The sequence below is a fragment of the Pantoea sp. JK genome (assembly GCF_026130245.1).
In the GTDB taxonomy this organism is placed as follows: Bacteria; Pseudomonadota; Gammaproteobacteria; order Enterobacterales; family Enterobacteriaceae; genus Pantoea; species Pantoea trifolii.
This window is the reverse complement of record NZ_JAINFN010000008.1, coordinates 45,944-63,002: the sequence shown is the minus strand read 5'-3', so window position 1 is coordinate 63,002 and position 17,059 is coordinate 45,944. Positions and strand designations below refer to the sequence as shown.

At 55.2% G+C, this 17,059-nt stretch carries 16 protein-coding genes; 5 read left to right on the top strand and 11 right to left on the bottom strand.

The window, feature by feature from the left end:
- Nucleotides 1-64 precede the first annotated feature (64 nt).
- Nucleotides 65-424, top strand: a complete 360-nt coding sequence (locus PanJK_RS17200) for a YceK/YidQ family lipoprotein (protein ID WP_293795770.1) — start codon at nucleotides 65-67, stop codon at nucleotides 422-424.
- Here the strand turns inward: PanJK_RS17200 and PanJK_RS17195 are convergent.
- The 11 genes from PanJK_RS17195 to dnaA form a co-directional block, all read right to left on the bottom strand.
- Nucleotides 402-1,664: a DUF3748 domain-containing protein gene (locus PanJK_RS17195; protein ID WP_265301423.1), complete on the bottom strand. Its 1,263-nt coding sequence runs from the start codon at nucleotides 1,662-1,664 to the stop codon at nucleotides 402-404. The genes PanJK_RS17200 and PanJK_RS17195 overlap by 23 nt on opposite strands.
- 158 nt (nucleotides 1,665-1,822) lie before the next feature.
- Nucleotides 1,823-3,115 (bottom strand): MFS transporter, encoded by a 1,293-nt coding sequence (locus PanJK_RS17190; protein WP_265301421.1) that lies wholly within the window; start codon nucleotides 3,113-3,115, stop codon nucleotides 1,823-1,825.
- A 192-nt stretch (nucleotides 3,116-3,307) separates the two neighbouring features.
- Nucleotides 3,308-4,456: a galactonate dehydratase gene (gene dgoD / locus PanJK_RS17185; protein ID WP_007893527.1), complete on the bottom strand. Its 1,149-nt coding sequence runs from the start codon at nucleotides 4,454-4,456 to the stop codon at nucleotides 3,308-3,310.
- The gene (locus PanJK_RS17180; protein WP_265301416.1) at nucleotides 4,453-5,070 is read right to left on the bottom strand and encodes a 2-dehydro-3-deoxy-6-phosphogalactonate aldolase; all 618 of its coding nucleotides are present in this window, start codon (nucleotides 5,068-5,070) and stop codon (nucleotides 4,453-4,455) included. Before PanJK_RS17180 ends, dgoD begins: the two co-directional genes overlap by 4 nt.
- Nucleotides 5,054-5,932, bottom strand: coding sequence for a 2-dehydro-3-deoxygalactonokinase (locus PanJK_RS17175; RefSeq protein WP_256697906.1), 879 nt, complete (start codon nucleotides 5,930-5,932; stop codon nucleotides 5,054-5,056). Before PanJK_RS17175 ends, PanJK_RS17180 begins: the two co-directional genes overlap by 17 nt.
- Nucleotides 5,929-6,627, bottom strand: a complete 699-nt coding sequence (locus PanJK_RS17170; RefSeq protein WP_265301413.1) for a FadR/GntR family transcriptional regulator — start codon at nucleotides 6,625-6,627, stop codon at nucleotides 5,929-5,931. The genes PanJK_RS17175 and PanJK_RS17170 overlap by 4 nt, the downstream gene beginning before the upstream one ends.
- Nucleotides 6,628-6,886: 259 nt before the next feature.
- The gene (yidA, locus tag PanJK_RS17165; RefSeq protein ID WP_265301411.1) at nucleotides 6,887-7,696 is read right to left on the bottom strand and encodes a sugar-phosphatase; all 810 of its coding nucleotides are present in this window, start codon (nucleotides 7,694-7,696) and stop codon (nucleotides 6,887-6,889) included.
- A 170-nt stretch (nucleotides 7,697-7,866) separates the two neighbouring features.
- Entirely contained in the window at nucleotides 7,867-10,275 is a 2,409-nt protein-coding gene (gene gyrB / locus PanJK_RS17160; protein WP_265301409.1) for a DNA topoisomerase (ATP-hydrolyzing) subunit B, read from the bottom strand.
- A 17-nt stretch (nucleotides 10,276-10,292) separates the two neighbouring features.
- Nucleotides 10,293-11,378, bottom strand: a complete 1,086-nt coding sequence (gene recF, locus PanJK_RS17155) for a DNA replication/repair protein RecF (RefSeq protein ID WP_265301407.1) — start codon at nucleotides 11,376-11,378, stop codon at nucleotides 10,293-10,295.
- A 138-nt stretch (nucleotides 11,379-11,516) separates the two neighbouring features.
- Complete coding sequence (gene dnaN, locus PanJK_RS17150; RefSeq protein ID WP_265301405.1) at nucleotides 11,517-12,617, bottom strand: DNA polymerase III subunit beta; 1,101 nt, start codon at nucleotides 12,615-12,617, stop codon at nucleotides 11,517-11,519.
- A 5-nt stretch (nucleotides 12,618-12,622) separates the two neighbouring features.
- A complete protein-coding gene (gene dnaA, locus PanJK_RS17145; protein WP_008105301.1) occupies nucleotides 12,623-14,029 on the bottom strand; it encodes a chromosomal replication initiator protein DnaA in 1,407 nt (468 codons plus the stop codon).
- Nucleotides 14,030-14,631: 602 nt separating this feature from the next.
- On the opposite strand from dnaA, the gene rpmH reads away from it, so the two are divergent.
- The 4 genes from rpmH to yidC are packed head-to-tail and all read left to right on the top strand — an operon-like array spanning nucleotide 14,632 to nucleotide 17,016.
- On the top strand, nucleotides 14,632-14,772 hold the full coding sequence (gene rpmH, locus PanJK_RS17140) for a 50S ribosomal protein L34 (protein ID WP_003849659.1): 141 nt from the start codon (nucleotides 14,632-14,634) through the stop codon (nucleotides 14,770-14,772).
- Between the two features lie 14 nt (nucleotides 14,773-14,786).
- Nucleotides 14,787-15,146: a ribonuclease P protein component gene (rnpA, locus tag PanJK_RS17135; protein ID WP_036648555.1), complete on the top strand. Its 360-nt coding sequence runs from the start codon at nucleotides 14,787-14,789 to the stop codon at nucleotides 15,144-15,146.
- A complete protein-coding gene (yidD, locus tag PanJK_RS17130) occupies nucleotides 15,110-15,367 on the top strand; it encodes a membrane protein insertion efficiency factor YidD (protein ID WP_007893564.1) in 258 nt (85 codons plus the stop codon). The genes rnpA and yidD overlap by 37 nt, the downstream gene beginning before the upstream one ends.
- Before the next feature lie 2 nt (nucleotides 15,368-15,369).
- Entirely contained in the window at nucleotides 15,370-17,016 is a 1,647-nt protein-coding gene (gene yidC / locus PanJK_RS17125) for a membrane protein insertase YidC (RefSeq protein ID WP_265301400.1), read from the top strand.
- Nucleotides 17,017-17,059: the final 43 nt, after the last annotated feature.

The following is a 17,059-nucleotide window of genomic DNA, read 5'->3' as shown; positions in this document are numbered from 1 at the left end:
CTTTGCTTAACGTCAGGTGAAACACTCCAGCCAGGGCCATGCCATGACTGAAGGGATGATGATGATGAATATGATGAAACGCTTTCCGCTCACAGCTGTGCTGGTTTGCAGTACCTTCGTTACTTCGGGCTGCTCCAGCGTTATGTCTCACACCGGCGCCAGTCAGGGCTACTATCCCGGCACGCGCGCCAGCGCAGAGATGATCACTGACGACAACACCAGCTGGGCGATCAAGCCGCTGGCGCTGATCGATCTCCCGTTCTCAGCGGTGATGGACACCGTGCTGCTGCCGTGGGATTACTTCCGTTCTGACGACGATAAAAGTAAGGATTCCATCCACGAGCGCGTGATGCAGAGCGAGAAAATGGCCGGCACGCAAGCCAGCCTGGCGACCGCGGCGGCTATGCCCGTGCAGCCGCACTAACGCAAAACAGCTGCCGCCAGCCGTCTACTTCCCGCATATAAGCGATCTTTTCCCCATCCGGTGACCAAACCACCGCATCACCGGATGGCGCTTGATCGCTACGTGGTGTTAAGCGCGTACATTTCCCCGTCGCCATCTCACAGCGCATCACACTGTTATCACAGATAAAACTTATCGCGCCACCTTGTGGATGCCAGCTAAACGCCGACTGAATGCTGCTTGCTAGCTGCGTCACCTGACGCGGCTGACCGCCATTAGGTGAAACCGTCCACAGCTGAATCACGCCCTGATCGTCCGCCAGCAAAAAGGCGATGGCGCTGCCATCCGCTGAGGCGCGCAGCCAGTGACGCGGTTGCAACGCCAGGCCGTTGGTGTGCGTGATGCGGCGCTGCTGCACGCCAGCTGGCGGCGCAGGCAATTTATCCGCCGAGCCCTGCAAGGGCGATGCGCCAGCTTTAGCATAATCGGCTAACGCGGCGGGCAGATCCACCACGAACACCTCCGGCACTTTGTCGCCGTTCGCGCCGCGCGTATCGCCGATAAAGGCGATGGCCCAGCGCTGCCAGCTGCCATCTGCTTTCTGATAGCCTTGATTCCCGATCCAGCACTCTTCATAGGCGCGGTCAATCTGGTCGCTGCCTGGCTGTGGATCGCGCTGCGTCTGGCTGACCAGCACACAATAATGGCTGCCCTCATATTCACGCGGATGCTGTTTGGGCGGACACACCGGATGCAGCGGCACGGCCACGCCGACGTTACGCAGATCGTCGCCGGCCTCTTTTTCATGCATCACATGATCGTTGTAGGTAAAACTCAGGCGCGAACCGTCCGGACTGAAGACGTGAACATGCGAGCCACCGCGCAGCGCGCCGGGCGTGTAAGGCGCGGTGATATCGCAGGCGTCGAGGTTCTCAGCGATGCCGTGCTGCACGATCACGCCGCGACGGTGATGGAAATCGTAGTGCCAGTGCGCATCCGGATGTTCCGGGCCATGAATGCAGACGTAACGCGGCGGCAAATCCGGACTGACGGTGACCACGCCAACGTGTGCGCCATCGCGCGCCTGATACAGCACCTCAACGGCACCGCTCGCCACGTTGACGCGCTCAATGGTCAGGCTGGTAAAAGAGGCGCCGGAAGGTCGCACATCAAATGCCAGCCACTGGCTGTCGCCGGTCCAGACGTTGATGTTGGTGAGTTGATGATGACGCGCGGCAAAGGTGATTTGTTTTTCTGACATGAGGCAACCTTCCATCTAACAGTTGCCGGATAAATTACGTGATTTGGCGGGGCGATGCGAATAAACCGGGTTGCGGTTATTGTGCGGTTATCAGCAAGGTCGCCATTATCGTGCGGTTGTTGGCCAGGTCGCCATAAATGGCGACCCTACGGGGTGTATTAACCTACGCGTTTTACATCACCGACTAACAGGATGTAAGACAGCGCGCCGATCAGCGCCACCGCCGAGATATACACCAGCGCTGGCGCAAAGCCGTAATCCTGCGCCAGATAGCCCACCACCAGCGGCACGGTGATACCGCCCAGGCCGCCAACAAAGTTGAACATGCCGCCAGTCAAACCAATCAGACGCACCGGCGCCAGCGAGGAGACCAGCGACCAGGTAATTGAGGCGAAGCCGTTGCCGAAGAAGGCGATCGCCATCAGCGTCATAATCCAGATGGGATCATTGGTGTAGTTCGCGCCCATGATGCAGGTGGAAATCAGCAGGCCGCAGATGATCGGTGTTTTGCGCGCAAAACCGAGCGAACGGCCGCTGCGCACCAGACGATCGGCGACGATACCCGAGAGAATCACGCCAACGAATGCCGCGAGGAAGGGCACGGTGGTCATGAAGCCCGCGGTGAGCGCCGCGATGTGTTTTTCCTGCGTCAGATAGTTCGGGAACCAGGTCAGGAAGAACCACAGCGTGGATGTCACGGCGAACTGGCCAAGATAGACGCCGCACAGCTTGCGGTGAAACACCAGTTTCCAGTCGGCGGCGGTGAGTTTGGTGCGGGTTTTCTTTTCGCTCGGTGCATCGCCATCCACCATCGCGCCGCCTTCACGGATGTATTCCAGCTCGGCTTTATTGATGCCTTTGCTCTGGCTCGGCGCCTGATAGAACTTGATCCAGATAAACGACCAGATGATGCCGATGCCGCCGGTAATAATGAACACCCAATGCCAGCTCAGCAGTTCCTGAATCCAGATCAGCAGTGGTGTGAGGAAAGCCAGGCCGACAAACTGACCGGACGTGTAGAAGCCGACGGCAGAAGCGCGCTCCTGCTCCGGGAACCAGCTGGTTACCAGACGATTATTGGTGGGGAAAGCCGGCGCTTCAAATATGCCGGTAATCGCACGCAGACCAATTAACGATAATAAGCCGGTGGCGAAACCTTGTAATAAGGTCGCAACCGACCAGCCAAAGATGGCAATAAAATAAGTTAAGCGTGAACCTACGCGATCGAGGAACCAGCCGCCGGGAATCTGGCACAGCGTATATAACCAGGCGAAGGCCGAGAAGACATAACCCATTTGCGCTTTGGTAATACCGAACTCTTCCTGTATATGCGCGGACGCGACAGCTAAATTAGCGCGATCGACATAACAAATGACCACCGTAATAAATATCATCAGTAGCGTGATATAGCGACGGCGCGTCGGTTTGGCCTGAACAGCAGAGAGATCCATGGTGTTTCTCCGTAATCGTTTTGCCGTTTAGGCGCGACAGAGCACGCCCCGGCAGATGTAGGGTAGCGATATCAAAGGTAAAACCGCGTCAACGGTAAATAAGCTGTGCCGGGAAACAGGCTGAGCGAAGCCCTATGCCCTATTTCACCGGCATATAGATATTTTCAAATGACTATTTTTAGTGCGTGTTAATTACCATTCGGCAACTGAACCGTCGGGGAATCTCCAAAGCGGGTTTCTCCAGTCAGGTGCATTTTTACTGCGCTCGATCACCAGCTCTTCATTAATTTCCACGCCGAGGCCCGGTTTATTTAACGGATAGAAATGACCGTCATCCATTTTAAAATCGTCTTTATTGATCACGTAATCGAGCAGTTCAGCGCCCTGATTATAGTGAATCCCCATGCTCTGCTCCTGGAACACCGCATTGCGTGAGACGAAGTCAACGTGCAGGCACGCTGCCAGCGCGATCGGGCCCAGCGGACAGTGTGGAGCCAGCGCCACATCGTAAGATTCGGCCATCGCAGCAATTTTGTAGCACTCGGTGATGCCGCCCGCGTGTGACAGATCCGGTTGCAGAATCGCCAGTCCACCCGCTTCCAGCACGCGTTTGAACTCAAAGCGCGAGAACATGCGTTCGCCAGCGGCGATGGGGATGTGAGTTTGCGCCGCCAACCGCGGATAATATTCCGCCTGCTCCGCCAGCACCGGCTCTTCGATAAACAGCGGGCGATACGGCTCCAGCTCTTTGATCAGCACTTTTGCCATTGGCGCGCTGACGCGGCCGTGGAAATCGAGGCCAAATTCAATCTCTTTGCCAAAGGCTTCACGGATCTGCGCCACGGTATTCACCGCGTCATCGACTTTGCGCGCGTTATCGATAATGCCCATCTCTTCGCAGCCGTTGAGTTTGAAGGTATCAAAACCGATGGTGCGCAGTTTCTTGATGCCATCAATCACATCCGCCGGACGATCGCCGCCCACCCAGCTGTAGGCTTTGATGCTGTCACGCACCAAACCGCCCAGCAGTTGATAAACCGGCACGCCGAGCGCTTTGCCTTTGATATCCCACAATGCCTGATCGATACCGGCGATGGCGCTCATCAGAATCGGGCCGCCGCGATAGAAGCCACCGCGATACATCACCTGCCATAAATCGTTGATGCGCGCCGGATCCTGACCAATCAGATATTCCGACAGCTCATGCACCGCCGCTTCTACGCTGCGCGCGCGGCCTTCAATCACCGGTTCGCCCCAGCCGACAATGCCTTCGTCCGTTTCGATTTTCAGGAACATCCAGCGCGGCGGCAGGCGATAAGTGGTCAGTTTGGTAATTTTCATCGTACAGCGTCCTTATATGCAGCAATAAATGCGCGAGCCTGTTCCACAGTGCGCGACAGCGGTTGGCCGGCGCGATAGAGATCGCTGCCCAGACCCGCGCCAATGCAGCCTGCGGCCATAAATTCATGCAGGTTTTCCGGCGTCACGCCGCCCACGGCAAACACCGGCACTTCCGGCGGCAGCACGGCTTTCAGCGCTTTGATGTAGCCCGGCCCAAAGGCTGACGACGGGAAAATTTTCAACGCCTGCGCACCGGCCTGTAAGGCGGCAAACGCTTCGGTCGCGGTGGCGCAACCGGCGGCGACGATCATCCCTTTGGCGACCGCCTGGCGGATCACGGCGGCATCGGTGTTCGGCGTGACGACTAATTTGCTGTTCAGCGTCGCCAGCTCATCGACCTGCGCCGGATTCAGCACCGTACCGGCGCCAATCAGCGCTTTATCGCCGAAGGTTTTCACCATCGCGCCGATGCTTTTCGCCCACTCCGGCGAGTTAAGTGGGATTTCAATCGCATCGAAACCCGCGTCAATCAGTGCGCCAACGTGCGCTTCGGCTTCATCCGGCGTGATGCCACGCAGAATGGCGATCAGCGGGACTTTAGTTTGCCAGGACATTCGCAATACTCCTTATTCCGTGCTGGAAAGCACGATCGCCTTCCAGCGTGACTGAATCCATGCCGATAAACTGCAGCGCCTGCTGATAACGTTGCGCCAGCGCGCTACCGGCAATAATGGTGATCGGTTGGCTGGTGGCGTTGGCCTGTTGCGTCATCAGCGCCACTTCGTGACCAATCAGCAAGCCTGAAAGAAAGTCACTGATATGGCGGCGGTCGCGTGCACCGAGCACGTGAGAAGCGCGGACTTCAAACAGGCGCGAGAGAATCGAAGCATCGTTGCTGCCGACTTGCACACCTTCGTGGAAAGCCGCCGCGTTCGCTTGCTGCTCGGGTAAACCCGCGCCAATCAGCGACTGTTTCAGCAGCAGATGATGCAGTTCACCGGTCATCACGGTGCGGAAATCCAGCACGCGATCCTGTTCCATCTGCACCCATTTAGCGTGCGTGCCTGGCATCACGTAGAGCGGCGCAGGTTGCAGTTCCACCGCGCCGAGCAGCTGCGTCTCTTCACCGCGCATCACGTTGTAGTTGTCAGCACGTTCCACACTCAATCCCGGCACGATCCACGCTTTCTCCTCAACGCGCGTCAGGCGGCCAGCGATTTCGCCCAGCGCCACCGGACAGGAGAGATACGGCACCGACAGCCAGCCGGCATTGCTGCCCACCATGCCCGCCATCACCACCGGCACGTCGTTGACTGGCCAACCCGCAGTGACGCTAGCAAATACTTCAGCTGGCGTGCGATCGCCAAGGCGCGTAACGCCAGCTTCAGAGCGGCGCTCATCAATACAAACGCCGGCTTGATAATGCCAGGCGCGCAGGTTGGTTGAGCCCCAATCAATCGCGATATAGCTGGTCACATAATCTCCTTGAGTCGCGCCGTTGAGCTGGCAATCATCGCTTTCGCCGCCAACTCGGCGGCATCGCCATCCTGATGACGAATGGCATCGAACAGCGCTTTATGTTCGTCGAGCGTGCGCGGCATGTTGCCTTCGTCCGCCATGTAGGTTTGCGCGAACACCGCTTTTTGCAGCTGGCTGATCGCCACGTTGAGCTGCTGCAGCACCGGATTGTGTACCGAATTCAGCACCGCTTCGTGATAGCGGATATCCGCATCATTAAAGGCATCACGATTGAGGTGGTTAGCCACCATGTCGTTGTACGCCTGTTCAATCGCAGCCAGATCGCTTGAGGTGGCGCGTTCAGCAGACCAGCGCGCAATCTGCGGCTCAACCAGCACGCGCACTTCGTTCATGGCGGCAATCAGACGCGGGTCCTGATCGTGCGCCAGCGCCCACTGCAATACGTCGCTATCGAGATAGTTCCAGTGATTGCGCGGCGTGACGAACGCGCCGCGATAGCGCTTCATCTCCATCAAACGTTTCGCCATTAGCGAGCGAAACACTTCGCGGATGATATTGCGCGAGGTGCCGAAGCGTTCACACAGCTCAGCTTCGGCGGGTAACGCCGCGCCCGGTACAAATTTGCCGGCCACAATCTCTTCACCCAGCGTCAGGATGATGCGCTCTGTTTTGCTTAATTGTTCTTGCGTCATGATGTTCCATTCAGTGAAAGGCAGTTACGCATCAGATTACTGCTTTCGCGGAGCGAAGCCTAACGGCCGCCCTGACCTGTGCCGTCGATTGTAGTACCATAACGTTAAGTTGTACTACAATCTGGATCACAAAATAGACAATGCATGTGCGATGATGCGATAAGGTCGCCATGAATGGCGACCCTACGATGGCTTGGTGAGGTTTGTAGGGTCGCCATTTATGGCGATCAAAAAAAGCGTGAGAAGAAATAAGAAGGGTTTACAGCACCAGCTCTTCAATGGCGTGCGCTACGCCGTCTTCCATATTGGTTTTGGTAATGAACTGCGCGATTTTCTTCACGGAATCAATAGCATTGCCCATTGCTACGCCGGTTCCAGCATACTCAATCATCGCCAGATCGTTTTCCTGATCGCCAATCGCCATCACTTCTTCACGCGCCAGGCCGAGCTTCTCAGCCAGCATTTTCACGCCTTGACCTTTATTCACGCGGGAATCGAGGATTTCGAGGTAGTAAGGCGCGCTTTTGAGAAGGGTGTAGTTATCGCGTGCCTGTTGCGGCAAGCGCTGAATGGCAGAATCCAGCAGATCGGGCTTATCGATCATCATCAGCTTAGGGAAACGCGTGGCGCGATCCATCTCTTCCACGGAACGATAGCGCACCGGAATGCCGGTCAGGCTCGCTTCGTGGATGGTGAATTCGCTGATGTCTTTGTTCGGCGTATAGAGGAAGGATTTGTCGAAGGCCTGGAAGTGGACGCCAAGGTCGCGCGCCAGCTGTTCGATATATAAATAGTCATCAAAACCCAGCGTGATTTCCGCGACGCACTCGCCATCATTAGCGCGATGCACCAGCGCACCGTTGTAGCTGATGCAATATTGGCCTTCATCAACCAGATTCAGCTCTATCAGATAGCGCTGAATACCGACGAACGGACGGCCGGTAGTGAGCACCACCATCACACCTTTTTTATGTGCGCGCTCAATGGCCGATTTAACTGCAGGCGTGATCTCGTGCTGCGGATTGAGCAGCGTGCCGTCCATATCGATTGCTACCAGTTTTATAGCCATAACGTCCTCGTTGAGTCAGGGTTTTGATCAATGCTAGCGCGATTCAGCTCACATTGACCAGTTATGCGCCTAACTTAAGATTTTTTCTCATTGTGAGCGTTGTTGAGTTACCACGCTGAAAACAAAAAACCCTTCCACCAGGGAAGGGTTTTTACGTTTTGCCGTGTCGATTAAATATCGATGTTGGCGGCTTTCAGCGCATTCTCTTCAATGAAGGCGCGACGTGGTTCTACCGCATCGCCCATCAAGGTGGTGAACAGCTGATCGGCAGCAATCGCATCCTTGATGGTCACGCGCAACATGCGGCGACTATCGGGATCCATGGTGGTTTCCCACAGCTGCTCTGGGTTCATCTCACCCAAACCTTTATAACGCTGCACTGACAGGCCGCGACGCGACTCTTTCACCAGCCACTCAATCGCCTGCTCGAAGCTGGTGACCGGCTGACGGCGTTCGCCACGTTCGATATAAGCATCTTCTTCGATCAGGCCGCGCAGCTGCTCGCCTAGCGCACAGATTTTGCGGTATTCCGGTCCATCGATGAACTCACTGTCCAGCGGATAATCGGTATCCACGCCGTGCGTACGCACACGCAGCACCGGCTCAAACAGATTCTGCTCATGGTTAGCACGGACATGCGCCAGGTAGCTGCTGCCGTGCGCTTCACGCTCGGTCAAATAGGCCACTAAACCGTCAATCCAGCTCTTAACATCGGCTTCATTGCTGAGGTCGCTTAAGGTTGGATGGTAGATCAGGCCGCGCAGCAGGGCCGTAGGGAAACGGCGCTCCATACGTTTGATCATACGCTGCGTGCCGTTGAAATCAGCCACCAGCGTTTCCAGCGGCTGGCCGCCCAATGCCGGTGCGCTGGCGTTGGTGTGCAGCGTTGCGCCGTCGAGTGCGATAGAAATCTGATACTGGTCCATCGCTTCGTCGTCTTTAATGTACTGTTCTTGCTTGCCTTTCTTCACTTTATACAGTGGCGGCTGAGCAATGTAGACGTGACCACGTTCCACGATTTCTGGCATCTGACGATAGAAGAAGGTCAACAGCAGCGTACGAATGTGCGAGCCGTCGACGTCCGCATCGGTCATGATGATGATGCTGTGATAACGCAGTTTGTCCGGATTGTATTCATCACGGCCGATACCACAACCCAGCGCGGTGATCAGCGTGGCAACTTCCTGTGAAGCGAGCATCTTGTCGAAACGCGCTTTCTCTACGTTAAGGATTTTACCTTTCAGCGGCAGAATCGCCTGATTCTTACGGTTACGACCCTGTTTGGCTGAACCGCCTGCAGAATCACCCTCCACCAGGTAGATTTCAGACAGCGCCGGATCGCGCTCCTGACAGTCGGCCAATTTGCCCGGCAGACCGGCCAAATCCAGCGCGCCTTTACGGCGAGTCATTTCACGTGCACGACGGGCAGCTTCACGCGCACGCGCCGCATCGATAATTTTGCCGACCACGATTTTTGCGTCAGACGGGTTTTCCAACAGGTATTCCGCCAGCAGTTCGTTCATTTGCTGCTCAACCGCCGATTTGACCTCTGAAGAGACCAGCTTATCTTTGGTCTGAGAAGAGAATTTCGGATCCGGCACTTTCACGGAAACCACGGCAATCAGGCCTTCACGCGCATCGTCACCGGTGGCGCTGACTTTGGCTTTTTTGCTGTAGCCTTCTTTGTCCATGTAGGCGTTCAACGTACGTGTCATTGCCGCACGGAAGCCGGCCAGGTGCGTACCGCCGTCGCGCTGTGGAATGTTGTTGGTGAAGCAGTAGATGTTTTCCTGGAAACCATCGTTCCACTGCAGCGCCACTTCCACGCCGATGCCATCTTTCTCCGTCGAGAAGTAGAACACCGTTGGATGGATTGGGGTTTTGTTCTTGTTGAGATACTCAACAAACGCCTTGATGCCGCCTTCGTAGTGGAAGTGATCGTTCTTGCCGTCGCGTTTGTCTTCCAGACGAATTGAGACGCCAGAGTTCAGGAACGACAGTTCACGCAGGCGTTTCGCCAGGATGTCGTACTCAAACTCAATCACGTTGGTGAAGGTTTCGTAGCTCGGCCAGAAACGCACGCGAGTACCGGTTGCATCGGTATCACCCGATACTGCCAGCGGTGCCTGCGGCACGCCGTGCTGATAAACCTGCTGATGCACTTTGCCTTCACGGCGAATGGTCAGCTCCAGCTTCTGCGACAGGGCGTTTACCACTGAAACGCCAACGCCGTGCAGACCACCGGAAACTTTATACGAGTTATCATCAAATTTACCGCCGGCGTGCAGGACGGTCATGATCACTTCAGCAGCAGAGACGCCCTCTTCCGGGTGAATGCCGGTAGGAATACCACGGCCATCATCTTGCACTGAGACAGAGTTATCTGCATGAATAGTAACGGTAATATCACTACAGTGACCGGCGAGCGCTTCGTCGATTGCGTTATCCACGACTTCGAATACCATGTGATGCAGACCGGTGCCGTCATCCGTATCGCCGATGTACATGCCCGGGCGTTTGCGTACCGCATCAAGCCCTTTCAGGACTTTGATACTTGAGGAGTCATAAGAATTCGACATCAACGTTTCTCGCTCATTTAATCTTCAGGTTGAACCACTATTTTACCCTGTTCCACGCGGAACATCTTGCCCTTTTCATCACTCATGTCGATTACATGCTCGACACCAATGGCGCTGACAAATACTTGAGCCTGCGTGGCTTTTAGGCGTTCAGCTAACAGCCGACGACGGGTGTCATCCAGCTCTGAGGCAAAGTCATCAATCAAATACAAACAGCGTCGTCCGCTGCTGCGCGTCAGGTATTCGCCCTGCGCTAAGCGCAGCGCACACATCAGCAGTTTCAATTGACCGCGTGAGAGTAAATCTTCCACCGGCGTACCTTCGGCACGAATACGAAAATCGGCTTTATGCGGGCCGCTGGCGGTGTAGGTGAGCGCGCGGTCGCGCTCGAAATTGCGTTCCAGCAGTTCGGCGTAGTCGCTCTCTTTATCCCAGCCGCGCTGGAAAGAGAACGCCAACTCAAACTCCGGTAAAAACTGGCCGCAGGTGGCGATGATCTCGCGGGAAATCGCCGCGCTGTATTCGGCCCGCCAGGCACTGATCTGCTCAGCTAGCGGCACCAGTTCCTGATCCCACGGACGAATCTGGCTATAGCGCGAAACCTGACGCAGCGCAGCATTGCGCTGTTTGAGCAGACGACGCAAATTGCTCCAGGCATGGAAAAATCCGGGCGAAGCGTGAAAACAGCCCCAATCGATGTAGGCACGCCGGTATTTTGGACCGCCATTGAGCAAAGCAAACCCTTCCGGCGTAATCAACTGCATCGGCAGCAACTGCGCCAACTCCGCCACTTTGTGGCCATCGCTGCCATCAATACGCACTTTACTGTCGCCAGCACGATTCTTAGTTAAACCGACCGACAATTCTCGTTCGCTGCCTTCAATACGACCGTGCAGCACAAAGGCGTCCTGCTCATGACGAATCACGCGGCCCGCTTGCAAACTGCGAAACGCGCGACCGTGCCCCAGCGTGTAAATCGCCTCCAGCAAGCTGGTTTTGCCGCTGCCGTTGGCACCGACCAGGAAATTAAAGCCCGGCGCTAAGGCCAGATCGGCCTGCTCGATGTTGCGAAAATCTTTAATCAGGAGGCGGGTTAAAGCCATGAAAAGTCCGGGTCGAAGTGGTTTTCACCTCCCCCGCTTGCGGGGGAGGCTGGGTGGGGGAAAGACAGCGAAATAGGTTATCTGCTCGCTGTCCCTCCCCCTAGCCCCCTCCCACAAGTGGGAGGGGGAATGGCATGATCACAAGCGCATTGGCATGACGACGTAGGCTGCAGCCGGACTGGCAACATCTTCAATCTGCACGCTTGAAACGCCATCGGTCAGCAGCAAACGCACGTTCTCGCACTTCAGCGCATTCAACACATCCAGCACATAGCTGACGTTGAAACCGATCTCCAGATCGGTGCCGTTGTAAGAGACATCCAGCATCTCTTCTGCTTCTTCCTGCTCAGGATTATTCGCCGTGATCTTGAGCTGATTTTCCGTGATATAGATGCGAACGCCGCGGAATTTCTCATTCGAGAGAATTGCCGCACGCGCAAATGCCTGCTTCAAAATATCACAGCCAGCTTCCAGCGCTTTGTCGGGATTCTTCGGCAGTACGCGGCGATAATCCGGGAAACGGCCATCAACCAGTTTCGACGTAAAGATGAAGTCGCCCACGTGTGCGCGGATGTTGCTGCTACCGATTTGCACCTGCAATGGCGTTTCGCCGCCATCCAGTAAACGCATCAGCTCAATCACACCTTTACGCGGCACGATCACCGAATGGTTCGGTAGCGCCTGACCAATCGGCATGGAGCACACCGCAAGGCGGTGACCATCGGTGGCGACGGTACGCAACTCTTCGTCTTCGGTTTCGAACAACATACCGTTGAGGTAATAACGTACATCCTGATGCGCCATTGAGAACTGCGTGGCTTCGATCAGACGTTTCAACGTCGCCTGCGGTAAGGTGAATTCCACCTCGCTCTGCCAGTCATCCAGATTCGGGAAGTCGCTGGCGGGCAACGTTGACAGCGAGAAACGGCTGCGGCCAGAGCGCACCAGCATTCTGTCGCCTTCCAGCGTCAGGCTGATCTCCGCGCCTTCCGGCAAACCGCGGCAAATATCGAGGAATTTACGCGCGGGAACCGTGGTGGCGCCCGGCTCGTGCGGCTGCGTCAGCGCAACACGGGCTACCATTTCCATTTCCAGATCGGTACCGGTCAAGCGCAGCGAGCCTTCGCTCACCTGCAGCAGTAAATTTCCCAGGATCGGCAGCGTCGGGCGTCCGCCAAGTGGACCGCTAACCTGTTGCAGTGGCTTCAGTAACTGCTCACGTTCTACAATAAATTTCATATGCGTCAGGAAGATAGTGTTCGAATGAGGTTAGAGAAATCTTCTTTGATGTCGTGGCTCTCTTCACGCAGCTGCTCGATTTTACGGCAAGCGTGAAGCACGGTGGTATGGTCGCGGCCACCAAACGCATCGCCAATCTCCGGCAAGCTGTGGTTGGTGAGCTCTTTCGCCATCGCCATCGCCATCTGGCGCGGACGCGCTACCGAACGCGAACGGCGTTTCGATAGCAAATCCGCCACTTTGATTTTGTAATACTCGGCCACCGTTTTCTGAATATTATCAATGGTGACCAGCTTTTCCTGCAGCGCCAGCAGATCGCGCAACGCTTCGCGCACAAAATCGATAGTAATGGCGCGACCGGTAAAGTTCGCGTTGGCAATCACGCGGTTCAGCGCGCCTTCCAGCTCACGAACGTTGGAACGTAAACGCTTAGCAATAAAGAAGGCGACTTCACCTGGCAGACGAATATCGTTTTCATCGGCTTTCTTCATCAGGATCGCGACGCGCGTTTCCAGCTCTGGCGGCTCGATCGCCACAGTTAATCCCCAGCCAAAACGTGATTTCAGGCGATCTTCTACGCCGTTGATCTCTTTTGGATAACGATCCGAGGTCAGGATGATCTGTTGATTGCCTTCCAGCAGCGCGTTAAACGTATGGAAGAACTCTTCCTGCGAGCGCTCTTTATTGGCAAAGAATTGAATGTCATCGATCAGCAGCGCATCAACCGAGCGGTAGTAACGCTTGAACTCTTCGATGGCGTTGTTCTGCAAGGCTTTAACCATGTCCTGCACAAAACGCTCAGAGTGCATGTACACCACTTTGGCATTGGGCTTGCGCGCAATAATGCCGTTACCCACCGCGTGCAACAGGTGAGTTTTACCCAGGCCGGTGCCGCCATAAAGGAACAGTGGGTTATACGCGCCGCCAGGATTATCCGCCACCTGACGTGCCGCCGCGCGCGCCAGCTGGTTCGATTTACCTTCAACGAAGTTGTCGAAGTTATGACGGTTATTCACATTGGAGCGGTAAGTGACATCCGCCGGCGCAGGCACAGAATCCCAGCTTGGACGCAGGATTTGCGTCGGCGCGGGACGATTTTCAATCGGTGCAGGTGCGCTGTAACTGGACGTGGCCATCGCCGGTTGGCTGGTTGTCACCTGTGCGGCAGGACGCGTGCCGACTTCGAAACGCAGTAACGGCACATTTGCACCGCAGAATTCATTCAGCAGCCCATTGATACTATTGAGATATTTATCTCTAACCCAGTCGAGTACAAACCGATTTGGTGCATACAAGGTCAGCGTATTGTCGTTCAATTCAGCTTGCAGCGGACGAATCCACATGCTGAATTCGGTGGCAGGAAGCTCATCCTGCAAACGGGCAAGACACTGTTGCCAAAGCGTAAGTGACACGGCGGACTCCACTCGTACAAAATCGATAAGAATTTTAGGCGCTAATAAATAGAAACGTAATTTTTAGACACAGACGGTTGGAAAGCGCCTGCGACCGCTATTCGCGGTAGTCTTCCCCGGCGATCGCAGTAAGGATCGTCAGCGGAAGGGCGGATCATAACGTAAAGCCGCACAGAGATCTTCCCTTTCTACACAGTTTTGATCCAATTTATCCACAGGCTGCTGAAGCGATAATGAGTTTACGCTTTCTGCGAAAAAAGCCAGCGTTAATGTGGCTGAAAGCGGTAATTTTTCTGGCGAGCTCTCGTTTCTGCGCAACAAATCTGCAAATTGATCGCAAGAAGATCCTGCGCGATCCTTGCGCTTTAACCCACAGCCCGTATAATTCCCCACCCGGCATTATTGCGTGAAGCCTTGATGCCCGGAATCAGCGGGCTGTATCTGGGTTTCCAGGTGCCGCGACCAGCGAAGTAAATTGACTCTGGACTGTACAATTATTACAATCCCGCCTCTTTATTAAAGACACATTGAGGCGTTGGTCGATTTACTGGCCCGAAAACGCGTCACCCAGTGAAAATTTTCAAGTTTAGGTAGAAATCGCCATGAAACGCACTTTTCAACCGTCCGTACTGAAGCGCAACCGTTCACACGGTTTCCGTGCTCGTATGGCAACAAAAAATGGTCGTCAGGTTCTGGCACGTCGTCGTGCTAAAGGCCGTTCTCGTCTGACCGTTTCTAAGTAATAAAGCTAACCCTCGTGGTTAAGCTCGCATTTCCCAGGGAGTTACGTTTGTTAACTCCCACTCATTTCACTTTCGTCTTCCAGCAGCCACAACGAGCCGGTACGCCGCAAATCACCATACTCGGCCGACTTAACGCGCTGGGGCATCCCCGCATCGGTCTCACCGTCGCAAAAAAACATGTAAAACGTGCCCATGAACGCAACCGGATCAAGCGATTGACCCGCGAAAGCTTTCGTCTGCGTCAACATGAGCTCCCTGCGATGGATTTTGTGATCGTGGCTAAAAAAGGGATTGCTGACCTGGATAACCGTGCGCTGACGGAAGCGTTGGAGAAACTATGGCGTCGTCACTGTCGCCTGGCTCGCGGCTCCTGATTGCCCTGATACGCGTTTATCAACGCGCCATCAGCCCACTGCTGGGACCTCATTGCCGGTTCCATCCCACCTGTTCGCAGTATGGGATTGAGGCCTTACGCCGCTTTGGCGTTGTAAAAGGCAGTTGGTTGACGATAAAACGCGTATTAAAATGCCACCCTTTGAACCCGGGTGGTGACGATCCTGTGCCGCCAAAAACCTTTGATACCAGAGAACATTAACGATGGATTCGCAACGCAATCTCTTTCTCATCGCTTTTCTGTTCGTGTCTTTTATGATCTGGCAAGCCTGGCAGACGGACCACGCTCCGCAGCCACAGCAAACCCAGACCACGCAAAACACAAGCAGCGCAGCGGGTGATGCCGCCACTTCCGGCGTGCCGGCTAGCGGACAGGGCAAAACGATCACCGTTAAGACAGATGTCCTGTCACTCAACATCAATACGCGTGGTGGCGATATTGAGCAGGCTCAGCTGCTGACTTACCCGGACAAACTGGGTTCAGACGCACCGTTCCAGCTGCTTGAAACCACACCTGCCTTCGTTTATCAGGCGCAGAGCGGCTTAACGGGCCGTAACGGTCCGGATAACCCGAACAATGGCGCACGTCCGCTGTATACCACTTCGCAAGAAAGCTTCGTGATGGCGGATGGCCAGAGCGAACTGCGCGTGCCGCTGACCTGGACCGGTGAAAACGGCGTGGTTTACACCAAGACGTTCATCTTCAAGCGCGGTGAGTATGCGGTAAACGTTGACTACAACATCAACAACACCACTCAGCAGCCGCTGGAAGTGTCGATGTTTGGTCAGCTGAAGCAGACCATCGACGTGCCTAAGCACCGTGATACCGGCAGCAACAACTTTGCTCTGCACACCTTCCGTGGCGCAGCGTACTCAACCAGCGATGCGAAATACGAAAAATATAAATTCGACACCATCGCGGATAATGAGAACCTGAATACCACCACCAGCAATGGTTGGGTGGCGATGCTGCAGCAGTACTTTGCTACCGCATGGGTGCCACGCACGCAGGGTAACAACACGCTGTACACCAGCAACCTCGGCAATGGCATCGCGGCAATTGGCTACAAATCTGCACCGGTTACCGTTGGCGCAGGCGCACAGCAGGATCTCGGCGCAACACTGTGGGTCGGCCCGGAAATTCAGGACCAGATGGCAGCCATCGCGCCGCACCTGGATCTGACCGTGGATTACGGCTGGTTGTGGTTCATCTCTCAGCCGCTGTTTAAGCTGCTGAAGTTCATCCACAGCTTCATCGGTAACTGGGGCTTCTCCATTATCGTTATCACCTTCATCGTACGTGGCATCATGTACCCGCTGACCAAAGCGCAGTACACCTCGATGGCGAAGATGCGTATGCTGCAGCCGAAGATTCAGGCGATGCGTGAACGTCTGGGCGATGATAAGCAGAAGCAGAGCCAGGAAATGATGGCGCTGTATAAGGCGGAGAAAGTGAACCCGCTGGGCGGCTGTCTGCCACTGGTTATCCAGATGCCAATCTTCCTGGCCTTGTACTACATGCTGTCAGGCTCGGTTGAACTGCGTCATGCGCCGTTTATTCTGTGGATTCATGACCTGTCAGCGCAGGACCCGTACTACATTCTGCCGATCATCATGGGTATCACCATGTTCTTCATTCAGAAGATGTCACCGACTACCGTGACCGATCCGATGCAGCAGAAGATCATGACCTACATGCCGGTTATCTTTACCGTGTTCTTCCTGTGGTTCCCATCAGGTCTGGTGCTGTACTACATCGTCAGCAACCTGGTGACCATTCTCCAGCAGCAGCTGATTTATCGCGGCCTGGAAAAACGTGGTCTGCATAGCCGCGACAAGAAGAAAGCGTAACGTCTGACTGCAACCAGCAGCAGCGTATAATTAAGGGGCGGCA

What these genes read in the sequence shown, in the direction of transcription:
- PanJK_RS17200 (WP_293795770.1), top strand. Translation starts at nt 65, where the DNA reads ATGAATATGATGAAACGCTTTCCGCTCACAGCTGTGCTGGTTTGCAGT.
- PanJK_RS17195 (WP_265301423.1), bottom strand. Translation starts at nt 1,664, where the DNA reads ATGTCAGAAAAACAAATCACCTTTGCCGCGCGTCATCATCAACTCACC.
- PanJK_RS17190 (WP_265301421.1), bottom strand. Translation starts at nt 3,115, where the DNA reads ATGGATCTCTCTGCTGTTCAGGCCAAACCGACGCGCCGTCGCTATATC.
- dgoD (WP_007893527.1), bottom strand. Translation starts at nt 4,456, where the DNA reads ATGAAAATTACCAAACTGACCACTTATCGCCTGCCGCCGCGCTGGATG.
- PanJK_RS17180 (WP_265301416.1), bottom strand. Translation starts at nt 5,070, where the DNA reads ATGTCCTGGCAAACTAAAGTCCCGCTGATCGCCATTCTGCGTGGCATC.
- PanJK_RS17170 (WP_265301413.1), bottom strand. Translation starts at nt 6,627, where the DNA reads ATGACGCAAGAACAATTAAGCAAAACAGAGCGCATCATCCTGACGCTG.
- yidA (WP_265301411.1), bottom strand. Translation starts at nt 7,696, where the DNA reads ATGGCTATAAAACTGGTAGCAATCGATATGGACGGCACGCTGCTCAAT.
- gyrB (WP_265301409.1), bottom strand. Translation starts at nt 10,275, where the DNA reads ATGTCGAATTCTTATGACTCCTCAAGTATCAAAGTCCTGAAAGGGCTT.
- recF (WP_265301407.1), bottom strand. Translation starts at nt 11,378, where the DNA reads ATGGCTTTAACCCGCCTCCTGATTAAAGATTTTCGCAACATCGAGCAG.
- dnaN (WP_265301405.1), bottom strand. Translation starts at nt 12,617, where the DNA reads ATGAAATTTATTGTAGAACGTGAGCAGTTACTGAAGCCACTGCAACAG.
- rpmH (WP_003849659.1), top strand. Translation starts at nt 14,632, where the DNA reads ATGAAACGCACTTTTCAACCGTCCGTACTGAAGCGCAACCGTTCACAC.
- yidD (WP_007893564.1), top strand. Translation starts at nt 15,110, where the DNA reads ATGGCGTCGTCACTGTCGCCTGGCTCGCGGCTCCTGATTGCCCTGATA.
- yidC (WP_265301400.1), top strand. Translation starts at nt 15,370, where the DNA reads ATGGATTCGCAACGCAATCTCTTTCTCATCGCTTTTCTGTTCGTGTCT.